Source organism: Alteromonas sp. I10 (assembly GCF_003201515.1).
Classification (GTDB): domain Bacteria; phylum Pseudomonadota; class Gammaproteobacteria; order Enterobacterales; family Alteromonadaceae; genus Alteromonas; species Alteromonas macleodii.
In genome coordinates this window covers 51,984-72,342 of record NZ_QJJN01000010.1, presented here as the reverse complement: position 1 = coordinate 72,342, position 20,359 = coordinate 51,984, and the positions used below count along the sequence as shown (strand labels likewise).

The 20,359-nt window shown below is 46.0% G+C and carries 12 protein-coding genes; 6 read left to right on the top strand and 6 right to left on the bottom strand.

Going from position 1 to position 20,359, the window contains the following annotated elements; translation table 11 throughout:
* Window positions 1-180 precede the first annotated feature (180 nt).
* From BZA03_RS17160 to BZA03_RS17140, 5 genes are all read left to right on the top strand, one after another.
* Entirely contained in the window at window positions 181-1,347 is a 1,167-nt protein-coding gene (locus BZA03_RS17160; protein WP_014948022.1) for an HDOD domain-containing protein, read from the top strand.
* A 462-nt stretch (window positions 1,348-1,809) separates the two neighbouring features.
* Window positions 1,810-3,018, top strand: a complete 1,209-nt coding sequence (locus BZA03_RS17155; protein ID WP_110289412.1) for an aspartate aminotransferase family protein — start codon at window positions 1,810-1,812, stop codon at window positions 3,016-3,018.
* A 20-nt stretch (window positions 3,019-3,038) separates the two neighbouring features.
* A complete protein-coding gene (gene astA / locus BZA03_RS17150) occupies window positions 3,039-4,076 on the top strand; it encodes an arginine N-succinyltransferase (protein WP_014948020.1) in 1,038 nt (345 codons plus the stop codon).
* 13 nt (window positions 4,077-4,089) lie between these two features.
* On the top strand, window positions 4,090-5,559 hold the full coding sequence (astD, locus tag BZA03_RS17145) for a succinylglutamate-semialdehyde dehydrogenase (RefSeq protein WP_014975473.1): 1,470 nt from the start codon (window positions 4,090-4,092) through the stop codon (window positions 5,557-5,559).
* Between the two features lie 117 nt (window positions 5,560-5,676).
* Window positions 5,677-6,483 (top strand): DUF1338 domain-containing protein, encoded by an 807-nt coding sequence (locus BZA03_RS17140; RefSeq protein ID WP_110289411.1) that lies wholly within the window; start codon window positions 5,677-5,679, stop codon window positions 6,481-6,483.
* A 65-nt stretch (window positions 6,484-6,548) separates the two neighbouring features.
* On the opposite strand, the gene BZA03_RS17135 is transcribed toward BZA03_RS17140, so the two are convergent.
* The 3 genes from BZA03_RS17135 to parC all read right to left on the bottom strand — a co-directional run bounded on the left by BZA03_RS17135 (window position 6,549) and on the right by parC (window position 11,615).
* Window positions 6,549-8,717, bottom strand: a complete 2,169-nt coding sequence (locus BZA03_RS17135; protein ID WP_110289410.1) for a bifunctional diguanylate cyclase/phosphodiesterase — start codon at window positions 8,715-8,717, stop codon at window positions 6,549-6,551.
* Between the two features lie 12 nt (window positions 8,718-8,729).
* Complete coding sequence (locus tag BZA03_RS17130) at window positions 8,730-9,266, bottom strand: heme NO-binding domain-containing protein (RefSeq protein ID WP_014948016.1); 537 nt, start codon at window positions 9,264-9,266, stop codon at window positions 8,730-8,732.
* A gap of 63 nt (window positions 9,267-9,329) precedes the next feature.
* Window positions 9,330-11,615, bottom strand: a complete 2,286-nt coding sequence (parC, locus tag BZA03_RS17125; RefSeq protein ID WP_014975471.1) for a DNA topoisomerase IV subunit A — start codon at window positions 11,613-11,615, stop codon at window positions 9,330-9,332.
* Between the two features lie 326 nt (window positions 11,616-11,941).
* Between parC and BZA03_RS17120 the strand changes: the two genes are divergently transcribed.
* Entirely contained in the window at window positions 11,942-15,070 is a 3,129-nt protein-coding gene (locus BZA03_RS17120; protein WP_110289409.1) for a hybrid sensor histidine kinase/response regulator, read from the top strand.
* Between the two features lie 29 nt (window positions 15,071-15,099).
* Here the strand turns inward: BZA03_RS17120 and BZA03_RS17115 are convergent, their stop codons facing one another.
* The 3 genes from BZA03_RS17115 to BZA03_RS17105 all read right to left on the bottom strand — a co-directional run bounded on the left by BZA03_RS17115 (window position 15,100) and on the right by BZA03_RS17105 (window position 20,246).
* Window positions 15,100-15,795, bottom strand: a complete 696-nt coding sequence (locus BZA03_RS17115) for a DUF2982 domain-containing protein (protein WP_075177774.1) — start codon at window positions 15,793-15,795, stop codon at window positions 15,100-15,102.
* 165 nt (window positions 15,796-15,960) lie between these two features.
* A complete protein-coding gene (locus BZA03_RS17110) occupies window positions 15,961-19,107 on the bottom strand; it encodes an efflux RND transporter permease subunit (protein ID WP_110289408.1) in 3,147 nt (1,048 codons plus the stop codon).
* A complete protein-coding gene (locus tag BZA03_RS17105) occupies window positions 19,107-20,246 on the bottom strand; it encodes an efflux RND transporter periplasmic adaptor subunit (RefSeq protein ID WP_110289407.1) in 1,140 nt (379 codons plus the stop codon). The genes BZA03_RS17110 and BZA03_RS17105 overlap by 1 nt, the downstream gene beginning before the upstream one ends.
* Window positions 20,247-20,359: the final 113 nt, after the last annotated feature.

Here is a 20,359-nt window from a genome sequence, read left to right as displayed (position 1 = left end):
CGCTGAATAAAGATTATACGAAGCATCGCACACGCAATATCAACAGTTGCAGGGTAAATAAGGCTTGCTTTCAAGCAGTAGCTACCATTTTCATCATTACCGTAGCGAAAGTAATAAAGGCCCCTGATGTACGATAATATTGCCGTTCACCAAAAAGTTATGAGCAGGAGTGCTTTTAATATGACAATGGGGGCAACCACACCGCCCACGATAGATGATCGTTTTGAAAATATGATCATATCGCCAGAGCGAGTGCTGGAAATGCTAGGAAGACGCAAGGTGGGAGAGGTAAGCTTCGAGCAATCGGAGCAAGGTGATGCGCGCAGGCTGCTACTGCACGTTGAAAAAGTGGCGATTGAAAACAAGCGCCTTCAAGAGAAAACCGAAGCGTCATACCTTGAATCAGTGAGTCACCATCTTCACGAGATCCTTCTAGGTGAATTAACAGAGCAGCTAAGCTATACCGACGAGCTCGTTCAAAACGTACTTAACTTGCCCGAAAATATCGGCGAGCTTCTTGATGCACTTTCCGTGAAAGCTTGCTCTGTTTCGAAACTAGAGCCAATTGCCGCAACCATGCCATGGCTTTATGATGAACTGATCGTTGTGGTGAATACTCCACAATTTAGACGCAAAGACTCCCGTGGGCGTATCATTGTTGTAGAGACACTGCGCACAGCATTGAGCTTTTTGGGTATTGAAAACCTACGCACATTGATACCGTCGCTCATCTTAAAGCGTGCTATGCCTCAGATTACCGACCCTTACCCGCTAATTAAACAAAAGCTTACGCCTTATACGACTGGCGTTGCCATAACGGCGAAACGCCTTGCAGCGCTTACGGATCTAAACAAAAACCAGGCTTATACCCTTGCGATGCTTAGTAATTTGGGGCGTTGTGTCGTAACAAGACTTTACTTCAAACTGTTCGATAAAATTCAGCTACATCTGTTGCAAGAATGCCAGAAAGACAAAGAGCAAAAGCGACATGAAGCGCTACTCAAAGTGGCTCCTTCAGCCAACCACCTTATTGCTCTACAGCAAGAATTCGCAGATGCAGTCAGCGCGGATATTCTGGAGTGGATGCATTTAATGCGCTTGCCTATTGCAGAACCTATGCGAGCGTGTGCCGATAAAGTACCCGCACAGCCTAAAACACTCAGTAAGGTACTTCATCAAGCCCGAACCTACACACAAATTCGGATGTTACATCAGTTAAAGCTTGTTGAAATGAAAGAAGTAAAGCCGCTTTTCATGGAGCAACGCTACCCTGCAGGTGCACTCGAAAAACTCAAAACTATTGATATTTTCACCCTTCCTTTGGTGAAAAACGAAGAGAATCATTAATTTTTTAGTGGATATTCATGCACTCGTTATGCACCTTTTTCATTTCATGTGCATGATGCCCCAAATTATTGACGGTTGCTCAATGCCTTGCCCGTTTTTAGCGACATTAAACAGGTAAGGCTTCCAGTCCTATCTCCCCTTTCTTATTGCTTCACAGTGCATTAAAACCCGTATGCAGCCCTTTTCTCAGCGCAAAAATTGATTATTACTAATTGATATAGCCCAGTAGTTAATAGTTATTCACTTTTCCTGCAAATTAAGCCACAGTCCTTATAAATAAAGGGCTGCAGCCCTTTGCATAGAAGACAAATGTTAAAAAAAATGGCATACTGTTGAACAAATCCGATTAGTTTTTACGCGCCCAATTAACGCTTATCGACCAAAGTAGTACTAAAATGTGCTCATTGATTCGACAAGCAAAATCACACAGTGTGATTGGCGCCCAACGCAGAGGTAACAAAGATGAACGTAACTCGCGCTACATTTGATGATGTAATGGTTCCTAACTATAACCCAGCAGGTATGGTACCTGTTCGAGGTGAAGGTTCACGCATATGGGATCAAGATGGAGCTGAGTACATCGACTTTGCAGGCGGTATTGCAGTTAACGTTTTAGGTCACTGTCACCCAGAGCTTGTGAAAGCTCTTAATGAACAAGGCAGCAAGCTTTGGCACTTAAGCAACGTTTTCACTAACGAGCCAGCCCTTCGTTTAGCTAAAAAGCTAAATGACGCAACGTTTTCAGATAGAGTTTACTTCGCAAACTCAGGCGCAGAAGCGAACGAAGCAGCATTGAAGCTAGCTCGTCGCTGGGCGCTGGACAAGCACGGTGAAGACAAAAACCAAATCATCGCTTTCAACAAAGGTTTCCACGGCCGTACCTTCTTTACCGTAACAGTAGGTGGTCAAGCTGCTTACTCTGACGGTTTTGGTCCTAAGCCAGGCGCTGTTGACCACTGTGACTACAACGATTTAGCTGCCTTTGAAGCGCTAATTTCTGACAAAACCTGCGCGGTAATGATGGAACCGCTTCAGGGTGAAGGCGGTATTATTCCACCTGATGTAGATTTCGTAAAAGGCGTTCGCGAACTTTGTGACAAGCACAACGCATTACTTATTTTTGACGAAGTTCAGTCGGGTGTTGGTCGTACTGGTCACCTTTATGCCTACATGGGTCTTGGCGTAACACCTGATATCCTAACGACCGCAAAATCTCTTGGTGGCGGCTTTCCAATTGGTGCCATGCTTACCACAGCAGACATCGCTGCACACCTTAAGCCAGGTACCCACGGTAGTACTTACGGTGGTAACCCACTAGCCTGTGCTGTTGCGGAAAAAGCGTTAGATATCGTGAACCAGCCAGAAGTGCTTGAAGGTGTACTTAAGAAAGAAGCCCTATTCCGTGAACTACTAGGTGCTATCAATGAAAAGTACAACGTATTTGAAGAAGTACGTGGTCAAGGCATGCTGTTAGGTTGTGCGTTAAATGAGAAATACCAAGGCCGTGCACGTGACTTCATGATGGCTGCAACGAAAGAGAACCTTATGTGTCTTGTTGCTGGCATGAACGTTATTCGTTTTGCACCTTCACTGGTTATTCCTGATGAAGACATCAAAGAAGGTCTTGCACGTTTTGAACGCGCCGTTGCTGCCGTTGTAAACGCCGAATAATTACAACACGAGTAGCGAACATGAATATCATTCGCCCTATCACGAAGGCCGACTATAACGCGCTTAAAGAGATCGCCGTTGAATCAGGTATTGGCTTTACGTCTTTACCTGTCAACGACGAGTTGCTGCAGCGTAAAATTGATCGTGCAGAAACTGCGTTTAACAAACCAAACGTAACCGAACCTGGCGATGAGTCATACTTGTTTGTAATGGAAGATACCACTACCGGACAGGTAGTGGGAACAACAGGTATTGAAGCGGCTGTTGGTATAGACGATGCGTTCTATCATTACCACCTAAGTAAAGTAGTGCACGCCTCGCGCGAGCTTAACATTCACAACACGGTAGACATTCTAACGTTTTGTAATGACTACACCGGTGTTACTGAAATATGTACGCTGTTTCTTCGCGAACAAGCCCGTGGCGGCATAAACGGCCGCTTCCTTTCAAAGGTTCGATTCTTGTTCATGATGGAGCACCGTGAACGCTTCTCAGAGACAGTTATTGCTGAAATGCGCGGTGTGAGTGACGAAGAAGGACGCTCACCGTTTTGGGAGTGGTTGGAAACCCATTTCTTCTCTATGGATTTTCCTACTGCCGACTACTTAACTGGCATTGGTAATAAAGTGTTTATTGCTGAGCTTATGCCGAAGTACCCGATATACGTAAATCTGCTTAGCAAAGAAGCGCAAGAAGTCATTGGCGAAGTCCATGACAAAACACGCCCTGCTCTTCAGCTTCTTGAAGAAGAAGGCTTTTCTTGCCGCGGCTACGTAGACATTTTCGACGCAGGCCCGACGGTAGAAGCAAACTTAAGCCACATCCGCACGGCTCAGTCGAGTTTAAAACTGCCTGTAGTGATTGACGATAGCGCTGCTGCCCAAGGGCAAACGCACTACATCATTAATACATCAGTATCTGATTTTCGTGCAGTTGCAACCGAGATGACGGTAAGCGAAGAAAAGCAAGTTGCCGTGCTATCTCGCCAAGCCGCTGCTGCATTGAATGTCAAAGAGGGAGAGCACGTACGCTTCGCCCCCGTTACATTCAGAGATTAAAAGGACACCCACTATGCTACATACACATTTTATCAACGGTGAATGGGTTGCCGGACAAGGTCATGACTTAGCGTCAATTGACCCTGCAAAAAACGAAGTGATTTGGGAAGGTAAGTCTGCGACAGCCTCTCAAATTGATGACGCAATTAACGCTGCTCGTGCTGCACTTCCAGCATGGAGCATGAAAACCGTTGAAGAGCGTCTTGAAATTATTAAGGTTTATGGCACTAAGCTAGAAGAAGCTAAAGCGCACCTTGCCAAAGTTATGGCTAAAGAAACGGGCAAGCCAGAGTGGGAAACTGCCACTGAAGTTGGTGCCATGATGGGCAAAATTGGTATTTCTGAAAAAGCCTATTTCGAACGCACGGGTAACGTTGAAAACCCAATGCCTGTAGGTAAAGCCTTCATTCGACACAAGCCTCACGGCGTTGTTGCTGTATTTGGCCCATACAACTTCCCTGGCCACCTGCCAAACGGACACATTGTTCCAGCCCTTATTGCAGGTAACACAGTTGTGTTTAAACCAAGCGATTTGACGCCTATGGTTGCACAAGAAATGGTGAAGCTATGGGATGCTGCTGGCCTGCCAGCGGGTGTACTCAACCTAGTACAAGGTGAAGTTGAAACAGGTAAGGCATTGGCGTCGCATAACGATATCGATGGTCTTTTCTTTACGGGTAGCTCACGCACAGGAAAAATCTTGCACGAGCAGTTCGCAGGTCACCCAGGTAAAATTTTGGCTCTTGAAATGGGTGGTAACAACCCACTCATTGTTAAAGATGTGGCTGATGTTGATGCTGCTGTACATGACATCGTTCAATCTGCTTTCATTACGTCCGGTCAGCGCTGTACGTGTGCACGTCGCCTATTCTTACCAGCCGATGCACAGGGTGATGCAATCCTTGCTCGCTTAATCGAAGTGACCAAGAATATTAAGGTGGGTGATTATGACGCTGAAGATCAACCATTTATGGGCGCAATGATCTCAAGCAATGCCGCTGCACTGATGGTAAAAGCACAGCAAGAGCTTGAAAACCTTGGTGGTAAAGTACTGGTTCGCCTTGAACAAAAAGACGAGAACAAAGGTTTTGCTACTCCTGGCATCATTGATGTGACTGACATGCTTGCTTCACTGCCTGACGAAGAACACTTTGGTCCACTACTTAAAGTGATTCGTTACAGCGATTTTGACGCAGCTATCGCAGAAGCGAATAACACCAGCTTTGGCTTATCAGCAGGTCTTCTAGGCGACAACGAAGAAGATTATCGCTACTTCTTCGCACGCATTCGCGCGGGCATCGTAAACTGGAATAGACCTATTACAGGTGCAAGCAGCGCAGCGCCATTTGGTGGCGTGGGCGACAGCGGTAACCACAGAGCAAGTGCGTTTTATGCAGCCGACTACTGTGCGTACCCAGTTGCTTCAGTTGAGCTTGATAAAGTTACTATGCCGGGCAAATTAAGCCCAGGCTTGTCGATGTAACCCAAGCTTTTCACGTTACAAAAAGGCCGACATGATTTTTGTGTCGGCCAGTTTAGTACCAACCCTATACGAACTATTCGTTTAAAAATAGTCAACGACAGAAAGGACCCTACCACCATGCATAGCAACATCGATACGTTGTTTAGCAACATGTGGGACGATTACGTTACCATCACTCCCTCAGCGCATAAAATTCATGCACTTTTGGCGGGTGAAGAAAACACGAACGACATCGTTAACGACCATGTAGCTTTTCGAACTTTTGCTCTTGATAAAACCCGCTTAGACAAGCTTGCTGCGCACTTCTTAGCATTGGGTTATGAAGCTAAAGGCGACTATGACTTTGAAGCGAAAAAGCTTACTGCAAAGCATTTCGAGCACCCTGACGATACTAAACCAAAAGTATTTATTAGTGAGCTTCGTGTAAATGAGCTTTCTGAAACTGCTCAAGCAATTATCAAGAAGATGGTTGATCAAATGCCTGAGTCTGTAGTGGATGCAGATAACTTCTTGTACTCGGGTAAGCATTGGGACGTTACTAAAGCAGAATACGACACACTGCTTAGCGAATCAGAATACGCGGCGTGGATGGCGGCATGGGGCTTCCGTGCTAACCACTTTACAGTAAGTGTTAATCACTTAACCCGTACTGACGAGCTTACCGACGTAAACACATTGCTTAAAGAAGCAGGCTTTGTGCTAAACACCTCTGGCGGCGAAATTAAAGGTGGTCCAGACGTATTTTTAGCGCAATCTTCAACGATGGCTGACCGTGCTGACGTAGCGTTTAGCGACGAAACTGTGGCAATTCCAAGCTGCTTCTACGAATTTGCACAGCGTTATGAAATGCGTGATGGTAAGCTTTACAAAGGCTTTGTTGCCGCATCGGCAGATAAAATCTTTGAAAGCACCAATGCTAAGTAACGAGCTTGCTTAGTCATTAAAAAAAGCCCGATAGGGCTTTTTTTGTTTATGCTTAGCTGAAGACATTACCGATTAGGCTCTGTAGTATGCCTTGCCAAGAACTGGTCGTAAGGCATTGGTTTATCAAAGTAAAACCCCTGCATCAGCTGAATGTCGGCCTGCTCCATAAAAGGCAAATAAGACTCCAACTCTACGCCTTCAGCCACCACATCTATTTGCAAACTCTTTAACATCGCTATCAAACCATTAAATAGCGCATTGGCTTTGCTATCTTGGTGAATACCCTGAATTAAGCTTTTATCCACCTTAACCACTTCAAACTGGAAACTTCGCAAGTAGCTAAGAGATGAAAAGCCACTGCCAAAATCATCCAGAGACAGTCTAAACCCATGATCTCTCAACGTGTTTAATGCTCTAAGTGCTGATTTTTCATCGCGAATAAAGACCGACTCAGTGAGCTCTAGCTCAATAAATTCGGGAGACACATCATTATCCATACAGATAGACATTGCCTGATTTGGAAATTCTGGGTCAAGCATCTGATTAGCACTGATATTCACAGACAAAGGAATGGCATCACCCTGCTGCGACTCCATTATTGAAATGTAATCACATGCCGCTTCCAGTGCTTGAAGACCAATAGCACTGTCCAGCTTGTGCTCTTCTGCTATGGGAATAAACACTGCCGGCGATACAACACCGTGTAAGCCTGAAATCCAGCGACACAGTACTTCACCGCCTTTTAACTCACCGTTTAGATCATATTTACCCTGAATATAGAAATCGAGAAGGTGGTTCTCTACTGTTCTGCGCAAGTCATTCACCATACTGACCTGCTGGGTCATGCTCTCATAGAGACCTGACTCGTAAATAAACGCCTGCCCTTTACCCAGCTCTTTCGCACGGTACATTGCGGCGTCGGCGCACTGCACCAAGCTTTCTAGGTTGTCACTATGTTCTGGAAATTCAGCAATGCCAATACTGGCAGACAGCCTAAGCTCCGACGTTTTTACGGTTATGGCGTCTTCTTCTATCTGGCTGATAAGCCGCTCAGAGCGTTCAGCAATTTCCTCAACATTCTGATTAGGCAATACGGCAATAAACTCATCACCACCCCACCTGCCGACTTCCCCTATTGGGCCGAATATGGCAGTAAGGAGCGCTCCTACGCGCTGAAGCTCAATATCCCCTCTTTCATGCCCTGCGTTGTCGTTAATTGCTTTGAACCCGTCCAGATCAATAAAGACCAAAACAAAGTGCTGTTCTTTTTGTACTAACCCGGAGATGGACTCACGCAGCGAATTGCGATTGGAAAGGCCGGTTAACTCATCGTGCAATGCCAGTTGACGTAGTTTGGCTTCGTTTCGTTTTCTATCGCTGATGTCGCGCATTGTGGCAATCAAATAAGATGACGTTTGCTGGTAGGTCTCAAACAAAGCCACCGAGATATCGACAACCTTAATTTCACCGTTTTGCGTCTTCACTTTTGACTCGAAGCGAATTTGTTTATCAAGCGCCAACTGCACTTTATCGACTTTCTCAGCAATGAATATTTGGTTGAAATCCAAACCAATGCATTGCTCTTTGAAAGGCGCAGCAATCAGCTGAATATATGCATCGTTACATTCTGTGATAACAAGATCAGGTGAGAGTACTAACATGGGCTCACGTGAGCTCGCAAAAGCAGAGGCCATTAAGTGAAACGATTGTTCAGCTTTGCGCTGTTGAGTAATGTCTTTTGTGGTACCAACAATTTGAAGCGCTTCACCCGCTTTTCCACGCTTTAGCACGCGCCCGCGCAGCCTTACCCACTGAAAATCGCTGTCGAGCTTTAAGCGAAAAGAAAACTCTATACGGTCACGATTGCCGTGTAGCGCCATGCTCCAGTGAAACTGCAGACCGTCTAAATCGTCCTCATGTACCCGCTCTAGAAGCTCAATTAAGGTGCCTGACCAGGTAGATACACTTTCAGAATGTAGTGAGAATGAGCGAAATTCCATAATGTCATTCTCTGCCTCCCAATTCCAAAAAGACTCCTGCGACGCCCATAGTGCAAGTTCCAAATCTTTCTGTGCACTTTGGCTTTTTTGAAGCGTAGCATACAAACTTTGCGTCTTTTCTCTCAGCAAAGCTTCGGCTTGCTCTCTCGCATTTCGCTCTCGCTTTAAACGCCTTTCAAGTAACGCAGCACGGTCGCTACCAGAAGGCGTGCTATGCGTTGTTCCATCTGACATAACATGCCTCCGTTAAACGAGAGATATACTAAATTCGTAGGTATGAGGCGTATCTAGTTGATGGGTTTCCCTTTCCAGGGTGCAGTTGTAATGAGCTGCGGCTGCGTCCATCAAGCCTTCTGCTAAAGGATATAATTCTCTTTCAGAATAATACTGTAAGCGCATGGTGTTATCGGTTCTGGATATCACCGTAAATCGGGGTAGGTCGGCGTCTGGGTAGAGCTTCTTAACCTGAACATGAATGTCGCCGTCCAAGTGCTCCAGCATATCCAACATGCCTTCTGTATTGGCCAGCACGTCGCCATGCACTGCACCTAACTTACCAAATAAGTAATAGCCGAAATCGTAGAGTAGCTCGTTAGCTGACTTACCCGTTTTCTCCACCAGCACACCTAACAGGCGTTGCATTTGTTCAAACGGGTAATAGCCCACTGCGGTATAAGCGCCGTCGTTTTCTAACCCAGCTTCCATGATGACATCGTCAGCAAACTCAGGAGAAACTTTCTCCTCGAGCATATCGATTAACGATGTAAAAACTATGCCTAGCATGTAAATTCCTCATCTAATCCCTTTTTGAGTGTAGTTCACCTAAGCATAAGAACAACTTAAACTTTATGACAAATCTTCAGATGTTTCGTCCTTGCTGGGTAAGACAACTTCAACCGTATCAACCCGCTGTAGTCCTCGCGGTAATTTATTCCCTCTTCGACCTCTTTCTCCCTGATAGTGGGTAAGGTCGTCAGCCGTCAGTGTCATGTTGCGCTTACCGGCTCCCACTTTAATTGCGGCGCCATCAGGTACAACAGCAAGCACCTTCACGTACTCTTCTCGAGATTGCGATTTTGCAGAAGGAATATTGATAAGCTTGTTCCCCTTCCCTTTACCTAAACTTGGTAAGTCGCGTAGTGGGAACATGAGCATGCGACCTTCATTAGAAATACTTAGGCACCAGTCGGAGTCTGGATTTGTAACCGGTGTTGGTTTCATGACTTTCGCCGCAGTAGGCAATGATAAGTAGGCTTTACCCGCCTTGTTCTTACTCACCATATCTTTAAATGTGCCGACGAAGCCGTAACCTGCATCAGAACCTACTAAGAATTTGCTTTCGTCTTGCGCCATAATGACGTGTTGGAATGACTCGCCACCCACTATGCTGAAGCGCCCGGTTAGCGGCTCCCCCTGACTTCGTGCAGACGGCAACCCGTGAGCGTCACAAGAGAAAGTACGACCTGAACTGTCCATAAACACGGCAGGCTGATTACTCTTGCCTTCGGCGCTGGATAAATAGGCATCACCAGCTTTGTAGCTTAAACCTTCCGCATCGATATCGTGACCTTTTGCACAGCGTGCCCAGCCCTTTTCTGACAGCACAACGGTTACAGACTCAGCAGGTACCAGCTCTTTTTCAGACAGCGCTTTAGCTTCACCACGCTCAACAATAGGTGAGCGTCTGTCGTCACCGTACTTTTCAGCGTCTGCAAGGATTTCTTTCTTAATTAGGGTTTTAAGACGGCGATCTGAGCCTAGAAGCTGCTGGAGCTTGTCGCGCTCTTCTGCAAGTTCATCTTGCTCGCCTTTAATCTTCATTTCTTCTAACTTGGCTAAGTGACGAAGCTTCAATTCCAGAATTGCTTCCGCTTGTGTGTCACTTAAACCGAATCGCGCCATTAATTCTGGTTTTGGTTTGTCGTACGTGCGAATAATTTCGATAACTTCATCGATATTCAAAAACGCAATTAATAAACCTTCTAAAATATGCAAACGCGCTAACACTTTATCTAAACGGTATTGCAAGCGGCGCGTCACGGTATCTTTTCGGTACTGCAACCATTCAGACAAAATCGTACGTAAATCTTTCACCTGAGGGCGACCGTCTAGGCCAATCATATTCAAGTTGACCCGGTAGTTTTTCTCTAGGTCGGTAGTTGCAAATAAATGCTGCATCAGCTGAGTTACATCAATGCGATTTGAGCGAGGCGTAATCACCAAACGGGTTGGATTTTCATGATCCGATTCGTCTCGAAGATCGCTTACCATCGGTAACTTTTTCGCCTGCATTTGCGCGGCAATTTGCTCTAGTATCTTGGCACCAGACGCTTGGTGAGGTAGAGCGGTAATGACAACATCACCGTTTTCTTCCATATACACCGCGCGCATTTTTATAGAACCACGCCCAGTCTCGTACAGCTTTTGAATATCAGACTTTGGCGTAATAATTTCAGCTTCGGTAGGATAGTCAGGTCCATTAACGTGTTCTAGCACATCGCTAAGCTCGGCTTTGCTGTTGTCTAACAACATGGCACACGCGTTGGCCAACTCTCTCACGTTGTGAGGAGGAATATCCGTCGCCATGCCAACGGCAATCCCTGTCACGCCATTTAATAGGATATGTGGCAAGCGAGCTGGAAGCACGCTAGGCTCGTTTAGCGTACCGTCAAAATTAGGTACCCAATCTACCGTACCTTGTCCAAGTTCATTCAGCAGCACCTCAGAGAAGCGCGAGAGCTTAGCTTCCGTATAACGCATGGCAGCAAACGATTTCGGATCATCCGGCGCACCCCAGTTACCTTGACCATCTACTAAAGGGTAGCGATAAGAGAAAGGCTGAGCCATGAGCACCATCGCCTCATAACAGGCAGAATCGCCGTGAGGGTGAAACTTACCCAGCACATCACCTACGGTTCTCGCCGATTTTTTATATTTGGCGTTTGCATTTAACCCTAGGTCTGACATCGCATAAATGATGCGTCGCTGAACAGGCTTTAAGCCATCCGAAATATGTGGAAGTGCACGATCCATGATGACGTACATGGAATAGTTTAGATAAGCGTCTTCGGTGAAACGTCGAAGAGGAAGTTGCTCTACCCCATCGCGATTAATGATGATCTCGTCACTCATGATAGTTTTTTCGTTTTGTTATTAATACCAATGCGCTCGTGCTAGTTAGGCTGTCGATTGTGGACAATTTAGCGCACCACTTAGTGAAAGCTCCCGAGCGTTAAAGGCTATTGTGGGGTAAACCGCATTTGTGTGCAATCCTTGAAACCAATTGTCGCGACTTTTGGGTCTTACTCATTGTATGGGGTGAGGGTTTGTTTTGTTATTCTTCAAAGAGAGTGGTTAAATAGCATTGGGTGAAATTTGCCGTTCAATTTTCACTCTTACGAGTAAAACTAAAAAATAATAAAGCCCCTAATCAAACGGTAACGTAAGTACAGATAATCATGGCTATCTTTCGCGTATTCTTTTTTTTATTTCTTGTTGTAGGCAGTTACCTGCCTTCGAATGCCAGCGCGCAGCATATCGAGCAGCTCTTCGATGAAGAAAGTACGCTAGATTTATCAGACTCTCTGTATTTTTTATTTGAAACCGATTATCAGCTTACTATCAGCGATGTATCACGAAGACGCAATGACTTCCTTATGCATCCCCATGACAACCCTAACTTTGGGTTTCGTAATAATGGCATGTGGCTACTCACTTCTGTTGCCAATGTTTCAAACGATAAACACTGGGTGTTCTCAATAAATTTCAGCCAGCTCGACAGTGTTGATTTTTATTTGGTGCAAAACGGCAAGGTAATAAAGCAAAGCCATCAGGGGAAAGCTCAAAAAGAACAGCGTTTTCGTGTTCCAACCTTTCGTGTTGAGCTGCCTGATAGCGATCCTGTCGACCTTTACATACGCATTGAAAGTCACTCGTCTAGCCTAATTGCACCACTTCGAATTCAAGCCGAACCGCTACATAGCAGCTACTTCCAAATGGACAGCTTGCTCTGGGGCTTTTTCTACGGCGGATTGCTTATTCTCGCTATTTATAACCTTGCTCTATTTTTTGGCGTGCGGGAAAAAAGTCTGATTGCCTATGTTGGCTATATCGCTGCGGTTATTTTGTGGCAGTTTGTGTGGGGCGGCCATACGCACTTGCTGTTTAGTCAGGGGATCCCCTCTTGGCTGGTTGGGCATTCCGAGCTGATATTCGTAATTATTGGTATAAGCTCAGGCTTTTTTACCAAGACGTTTTTGGAAACGGAAAAGCACTCTCCCACGGCACATCCCGTCATTAACTTATTGTTGGTTTGCCAAGCGTTAACAGGGCTGGTGTGCTTCGTCGATCTGCTTCCTTCTATTTGGAAGAACAACCTAGTATACGGCGTGGGTCTTGTGGCGATATTGAGTTATATCTACGCCGGGTTCGAAGCATTTTTCAATAAGTTTAAGCCCGCGCGTTACTTCATTTTTGCATGGAGTATGCTCGCCACCGGTGCGATTATTGGCATGTTAAGCCTTATCGGAATTTTACCTTCCAACGACTTCACCACCTATTGTTTTCAGGTGGGTGTTTTCTTAGAAGCAGGGCTCTTTTCCTTTGCATTAATGGAGAAAAGCAGAGGCCAGCTGGAAAGCGAAGTTGAGCAAGCAACAAATGATTTGCGCAACAATATGGAGCTCATTGAAGAGCAGAATGCCCGTTTAGATATCGCGCGCAAAGATGCGATAAAAGCCAGTAACGTTAAATCTCAATTTCTGGCCAACATGAGTCATGAAATTCGCACACCTCTTAATGCTATCTTGGGGTTCAGCAAAGAGTTGAACAATGCGTCGCTGCCCACTGACCAGCAAGAGCAAGTCAGAATTGTAAACACGGCCGCGGATAACCTGCTAACAATCGTTAACGATATCCTCGATTTTTCTAAGATTGAGGCCGGTAAACTGCAAATTAATAATCAGCCTTTCTCGCCCAATAAGCTGCTCGAAGAAATGGTCACTATCATGGCTAAATCTTCCCACAGCAAGCGCATCGAATTTGTATTTGATTTGCACCCGCTCCCTGAAAAGCTCATTGGCGATGTGTTTCGTATTAAGCAAGTGCTCAATAACTTGTTAAGTAATGCACTTAAATTCACGTCCAGCGGCACCATTACGTTTTCGGTGAGCGGACGCTCGCTTCCTCATGGTATTCACGAAGTAAATATTACCGTTGAAGACACAGGTATCGGAATAAGCCGACAAGACAGAAAAAAGCTATTTAACGCTTTCTCGCAAGTAGACGACGCCCTTAACCGTAATTACCAAGGCACTGGATTAGGTCTCGTGATAAGTCGAGAGCTGGTTCGCTTAATGAACGGTGATCTAACGCTAAAAAGTGTATTAGGCCAAGGCTCTACGTTTAACGTATCACTACGTATGAACCAGTTAAGCCAGAAATATGCGTTAACTAGTAGTGAAGACTGGAAAGGTAAGAACGTGGTTATTTTCGACCCGGTACCTGCAACACGTCGCTCAAGTGCAAGCATGTTATCGATTTTGGGTGCACAGGTTACCTCTGTTGAATCACTAGATTATTTGATGTCACTTAAAGGCCAGTACGACTTTTTCATGGCAACTGTGCCGGTAAGTAAGATGGGATTGCGGGATACCTATTTAAGTCGTTTTGTACAGTTCCCTGCGCAAAAGCGCATACTTTGGTATTCCGGCCCTGAACCTTTTGCCCAATACCCAAGCCTGTCGCAACATTTCCATTCACAAGCGCGTATGCCGATGACGCTTACCAAGTTAGATAGCCTGGTGCACCACCATACAACGCCAGCTAAAAATGCGATGCAAGAGAAAATAGGCACGCTACCAAAAGCTAAAATTCTTGCTGTTGATGACATGGAAATGAATCTTAAACTGCTGCATACGTGGCTCGATCATTCTCCTGTCGAGCTAACCACAACGATCAGTGGACAAGACGCCGTCAATCAGTGCCAGACTCAAGAGTTTGACTTAATTCTCATGGACGTGCAGATGCCAGGCATGGACGGACTGCAGGCCACCCGAGAAATTCGTAAATCACCGTTGAATATGGGTACCCCAATAGTGGCAGTGACAGCCCACGCGTTTAAAGAAGAGCAAGAAAGATTGCTTGCCTCTGGCATGGACGATTACTTACCTAAGCCTATTGAGGTTGAGCTACTTATTACGCTTATCAATTCGTGGTGCCACAATGTTGAGCCCGGTGAAATCGTCTTTCCCTCTATCGACTGGCAGCTAGCACTTAAACGAGCGAATCAAAATCAAGATACAGCAAAAGAAATGTTAGACAGTTTTATTGCGTTACTGCCCGAAACTATCGAGACACTTTCGGCGCTTTGGGACGATCAAGATTACAATGGGCTTAAGACCGAAGTTCACAAACTACACGGTGCGTGTTGCTATACAGGTCTGCCGCGCATGCAGCATTTAGCCAACGAAACAGAGAGCTCACTTAAACTTGGTCAGCACAAGTTAGTCGAGGAAAACTTACCAGCCCTTATTGCCGAAGCCAAGAAAGTGCTTAACGAGAGTAAATTGAAGGACAGCCGCAGCTAGGCGAATAAAGTCTAATTGCTACGATGAGCTTAGCTGGCTTCAGAAGACTGCCTAGCTTTCTGGCACTGAGCAATAAGTCCTGCAAACTCGCTGGCATCCCTATCTAGCTCTGAACTCGCGATAAAAATATCATACCCAAGGCGCTTTCTTAGCTCTACCATACGATGTGCCAGCATAGCTTTAATGCCTTTAATGATGGTCCCGTCTTCCATAACGTACTGCTTATCGTCAAACATAGATTGCTCATAACAGCTTCCAGAGGCGCAATTCTCATCTGTGTTCTGCATTAGCAATGGCCGCTGCTCCATTAACAAGTGCGTTGCAAGCCGTGGTGAAATCGTATTGAGGAAATCCGTGTAACTTTTGATTTTGAAACCGATGGTTTCAAGGGGAATATGCTCCAGCCCATGGCGAACACGGGGGCAATCTGCGCGCAGCAGGTTGTCCCAGTGAATACGCCAACTGCCCAGACGGTGGCGATAAGTAATATAGTCTTTGGCTATTTCCAAACTATAGTCGGGCTCACGAATTTTGAAGTACCCTACGAGCAAGCACACTAACGCGGCACTGGTGATAAAAATCCCCGCTAAGAACAGCCAATCGGGAAGAAAGGCTAACCACAGTGCCGCAATACACAAACCGATACAGCCCAGCACCAGGCTAGTAATACCGTTACTTTTCGAGGCAGCTCGGATATAGATTGGTTCGACACTAGTACCAGACATAAAAATACACCACCAACATGATTACGGCCCAAACGATATAAAGTCTCATGCGTTTACACTTAACGCAGTCGGTTTGCCACCAACGCAAAAGAGGATTTGATTTTCGCATACGCTAAGTAAGCCAAATTTATACGTGGGTTAAAAAGGGATAGTTTAACCGTAAAATTATGCCAATGTGTGATTTCTATAACGGTATCGTTGAAAAGCAGCCACTATAGTTGGCGTAAAGACTAACGACAAGATTACCGAGAACCCTACTCCACCAGCCAGCACCACGGCCAACGGCGGCCAAAAGCTACCTTCACTGAACAATAGCAAGGGAATCAATCCACCTACCGTCGTGAAAGTAGTCGATAAAATATGGCGGCTGCAGCTCATGGTTTCTTCAACAATGGCTTTCGTGTCTCCCTGCTTTGCTTTGGGGTTCGCGTTGATAGCGGCAATGACCACTATCGATCCGTTGATTGCTACGCCAATAAGGCCAGCACAACCTAGCAGCGGATTAAACCCAACCGGCAATCCAGATATCCAAAGACTGAACATACCCAGCCCTACAGAAAGTATTGCCACTAATCCGATTACACCCGCCATCCGCAAGCTGGTAAAAGTCAGAATGAGCGTTGTTACCATAAGAACCAACAGCACCGGCGCATAGGTCGCTAATTTACCTAATGCTTGCTGCTGTTCATCAGCGTCTCCCGCTAAATGAATACGATATCCTTCGGGAAGAATTAATCGACTTTCGAGCAGATCTCGCAAATGGTTACTTGCATCAATGGCCGGGACACCAGGAAGCAAAAACGCCTGAATACGATTTAACCTTTCGCCATCAAGGCGCGTGATACTGCTGGTTGCAGGCTGAAGCGTTAAGTTTGTTACAGCAGCAAGTGGCGACCAAGAAATAGCATTGTCTCCTGCAACCGGAATTGGCATGGCGTCTACGCCCGTTACATTTTGTCTATACGCCTCGTCTAGCCTTACGCGTACAGGAATTTCTTCTGTGCTTTCCAAAACAGAACCACCGGTAATACCTGAAAAGTTTATCTGCATTTGATTGGCAAGCTCGGAAAGCGTAAGCCCCAAGTAAGACAGGTTATCGCTGTCCGCGTTTATTTTAAGCTCGGGTTCTCCCATTGAAACGCTGGTTATAGACTGAGAAATGCCGTCGACTTCAGACATTAACATGCGTACTTTGTCGCCTAGGTCGTTCAACACATTCAGATCAGGGCCGAAAATCTCTACCTCAACAGGCGCCGCAATAGGCGGACCCTGCCCAAAGGCTCGCACTACAATTTGTACCACTGGATACGCGCTATCAAGCTCTTGTTGTAGTTTGCCCACTAGCGCAACAGCGTCATCCACTGTATCTGTCGACACCACAGCATTTGCGAAATAAGGCATGTTGTCACGCGTCATCATCTGGTTGTAGTACACCGATGGGGCAGAGCCCCCGACTAACCAACTAACTTGTTTCACGCCTTGCTCACTGCGAATAGCACCATCTATTTTTTTAACATAGCTCGTTGTGTTGTCGATGCTGCTCCCTTCTTTGGTCCACAGGTACACTTCGAACTGATCTCTGTCTGCACTTGGGAAAAACACATTGGCTAAGCTTTTAGACAGTACAAAGCCAGATAAACAAAGCAAAGCAATAACCGGTAACACCAAAATTGGCTGTTTAACCCATCTACCCAATTGCTTTTTAAAAGCGAGACTGAGCTCTGGCGCTTGTAGTCCCACTTTCCACCACGCCTTCGATGCTATTTCACGTTGCGAACTATTGTCGTGCTTTGGCAAAAATCGGGCAGCGAGGGCTGCAATGATAGTAAGAGAAATAAACAGCGAGCCAATAAGTGCCATCACCACGCTAATGGCAATCGGGCCAACAAAGTCACCAATGTTTCCATCTAAAAGAAAGATGGGCATAAAGCCTAAAATGGTCGTAAGCGTTGAAGCCAAAAGCGGTACAAATAGATGTGAAACGCTTTTGGCCATAGCACCTACTCGCGTTAAATTAGGATCTTGTAAATTAATGCGAATTTCATCGGTAATAACAATGGCATTATCGATTAGTAAACCAATGGCGATGATCATGCCAAAGATAGACATTTGGTGAATTTGCTCGTCGTAAAAACTTAAAGAGAACAAGGCAAAAGCGGCGCATAAGGGAAGTGCCAGGCCCACAATCCACGCAGCACGAAACCCCATGAAAAGTAGAATAACCATCATGACCACGGCGCACCCCATAAGCAGGTTCATCGATAAGTCAGCAAGGCGAGTAGCGGTATATTCGTTTTGCTCAAATGCGACGGTAGCGGTTAAGGTTCCGCTGAAGTCTTTATTGAACTGCTCCACTACTGCTAATGCATTTTCTGTCCATACATCAGAACGTAGTGACGGCTGCATACGCGCTGCCACAAAGATAGACTCTTCACCATTTAGAAATGCCACTTCGTTGCGAGGGGTAGTAAAACTGCGCTCCACTGTAGCGACGTCTTCTACCCGTAAGTAGCGACCTTGCTCGTTAACTAAGGGAATTGAAGCAATCATGTTCACGCCATTTAAGCCCTCTCCCACTGTAAAGCGCAAATTGCTTTGCTGGGAGTTAAGCATACCGGCAGGTAATTTGGGGTCGGCGCGGCTTATTAAATTGCTTACTTGCTGTAAGGTAAGACCCGTTGCGGCAAGCTTAATCGGGTCGATATTGACGCTAATCTCTTCCTGCGGTGCGCCGTATACACGCACTAGCTCAGTGCCGTTAACGTTTCGCAGCCTGTCTGTAAGTTCTTGAGCCAAACGCGCGGTGAGTGTAATAGGGGTATTTTCAAAGTGGTCTGCTCGCACAGATAGCAATAAAGTGAACGCTGTCGCGCCGCGCTTTTCATCGAAAACTGGCGCCATTGCACCTTCAGGGAATGACTCGGCGGCAGCGCCAATGGCGTCGCGAATTTCACTGAATAATTGTTCGTTACTTGAATTATTTATCCAGTCTTGCGTCTCTATGAGAATGATGGAGATACCAGCACGCGACGTGGACTTCACTTCCTTTATTTCAAATATTTCTCTAAGCCTGTCTTCAAGCACATCACTAACCAAAGCCTCTACCCGTTCCGCCGATGCGCCAGGGTATTGAGTAATGATCAGTGCGTTTCGCGTATCTATTCGCGGGTCCTCAATACGCGGCAGAGAGCCTAATGCTGACAACCCTGCTGTGACTAGCACCAGAAGACTCAGTATGAGTAAATGCCCTCGTCGGTAAAATAAGGTATACCATGGATAAGATTTATCTGAGCCGAAGTTAAATGACTTCATTAGCGTGCCCCAGCTTGATGTTGACTGGGGATTGATACCATTTGGCCAGGTGCGAGTTTGTGTGTACCTTCGCTTACGTAAACCTCTCCATCTTTAAGCGCTCCGCGCACAAACGCGCTGTTTCCGTCGGTATATACAACTTCCACTACACGGGCTTCAAGGGTGGCGGTTTGCTCGTTTGATAAAACAAATACGCGCCACAAACCGCGCAAGCCGTTGCTTAGCGCGTTAACCGGCAGCCAACTTCCGGTCTCAGAGTGAGAACGAAAGCCAGACAAAATGGCCATGTCACCGGGGCGTACCCGCTCATTACTATTTAATGTCACTAAAATATCAATGGTTCGCGTTTGCACGTTGCGAACAGGTAAGCGTTGCGTAACAGTACCCGCCACATCAATATCCCCGACGCTAACCAGCACCGGCTCATTAAGGTCAAACTGATCCACAACATCGGCAGTTACCGCGAAACGTGCCTGATAATTCTCTATGCCCGTAATTCCAAACACGGGGGTTCCAGCGCTAACTACACTGCCTTCATCAAAAAATCGTCGATTGACTACGCCATCGAAGGGAGAAATAAGGGTCGCTTTTTCTATTTCTACCTTCAGTGATTCAAGGGCGGCCTGCATTTCACTAACTTGGGCCTTAGCGACATTGAGACTTGCCTTGGTTTCGTCTAGTCGCTGCGCTGATTCTAGCTTTTTCTCAACCAACGACGTGGTTCTTTCGCTGTTTACTCTAGCAAGTTCAAGGTCGGCGTTTGCACGCTCAAGTGAGGCTTGAAGCTCACGTTTTCTGGCATTGAGACGCTGAACATCTTGACGGGCTAGAACATCTCCCTTGCTTACTACATCGCCCTCTTCAACAAGTAATGTATTGACTTGCCCTGCCATATCGAATGAAAGCGAAGTGGCCCGTGGGGATTCGATAAGCCCAAAAACATTGATTGGAGTTTCAAAGCCCGATTGAATTTTGACTGTTCCAGTGGACACTGCAACGGGAACTCTTGCCTCTGGCGTTTGTGTCGCATTGCCAAGACCTGCTGTCATCAAAAGAATGACCAACGCTGCAGTAAAAACGGCAATAGCGATAATAAGTGAGAGTTTGCCACTTTTAGAAGGCGTCGTTGCAGCAGTCATAACATTTCCTTTAACCAGTTTAGCGTTTGCTCTGGGCTATATTTGCATACTTATTGTGCTATGCTAGTATATAAATACTAGACCGTCCAGTTTGATATTTAAATATTCGTCAA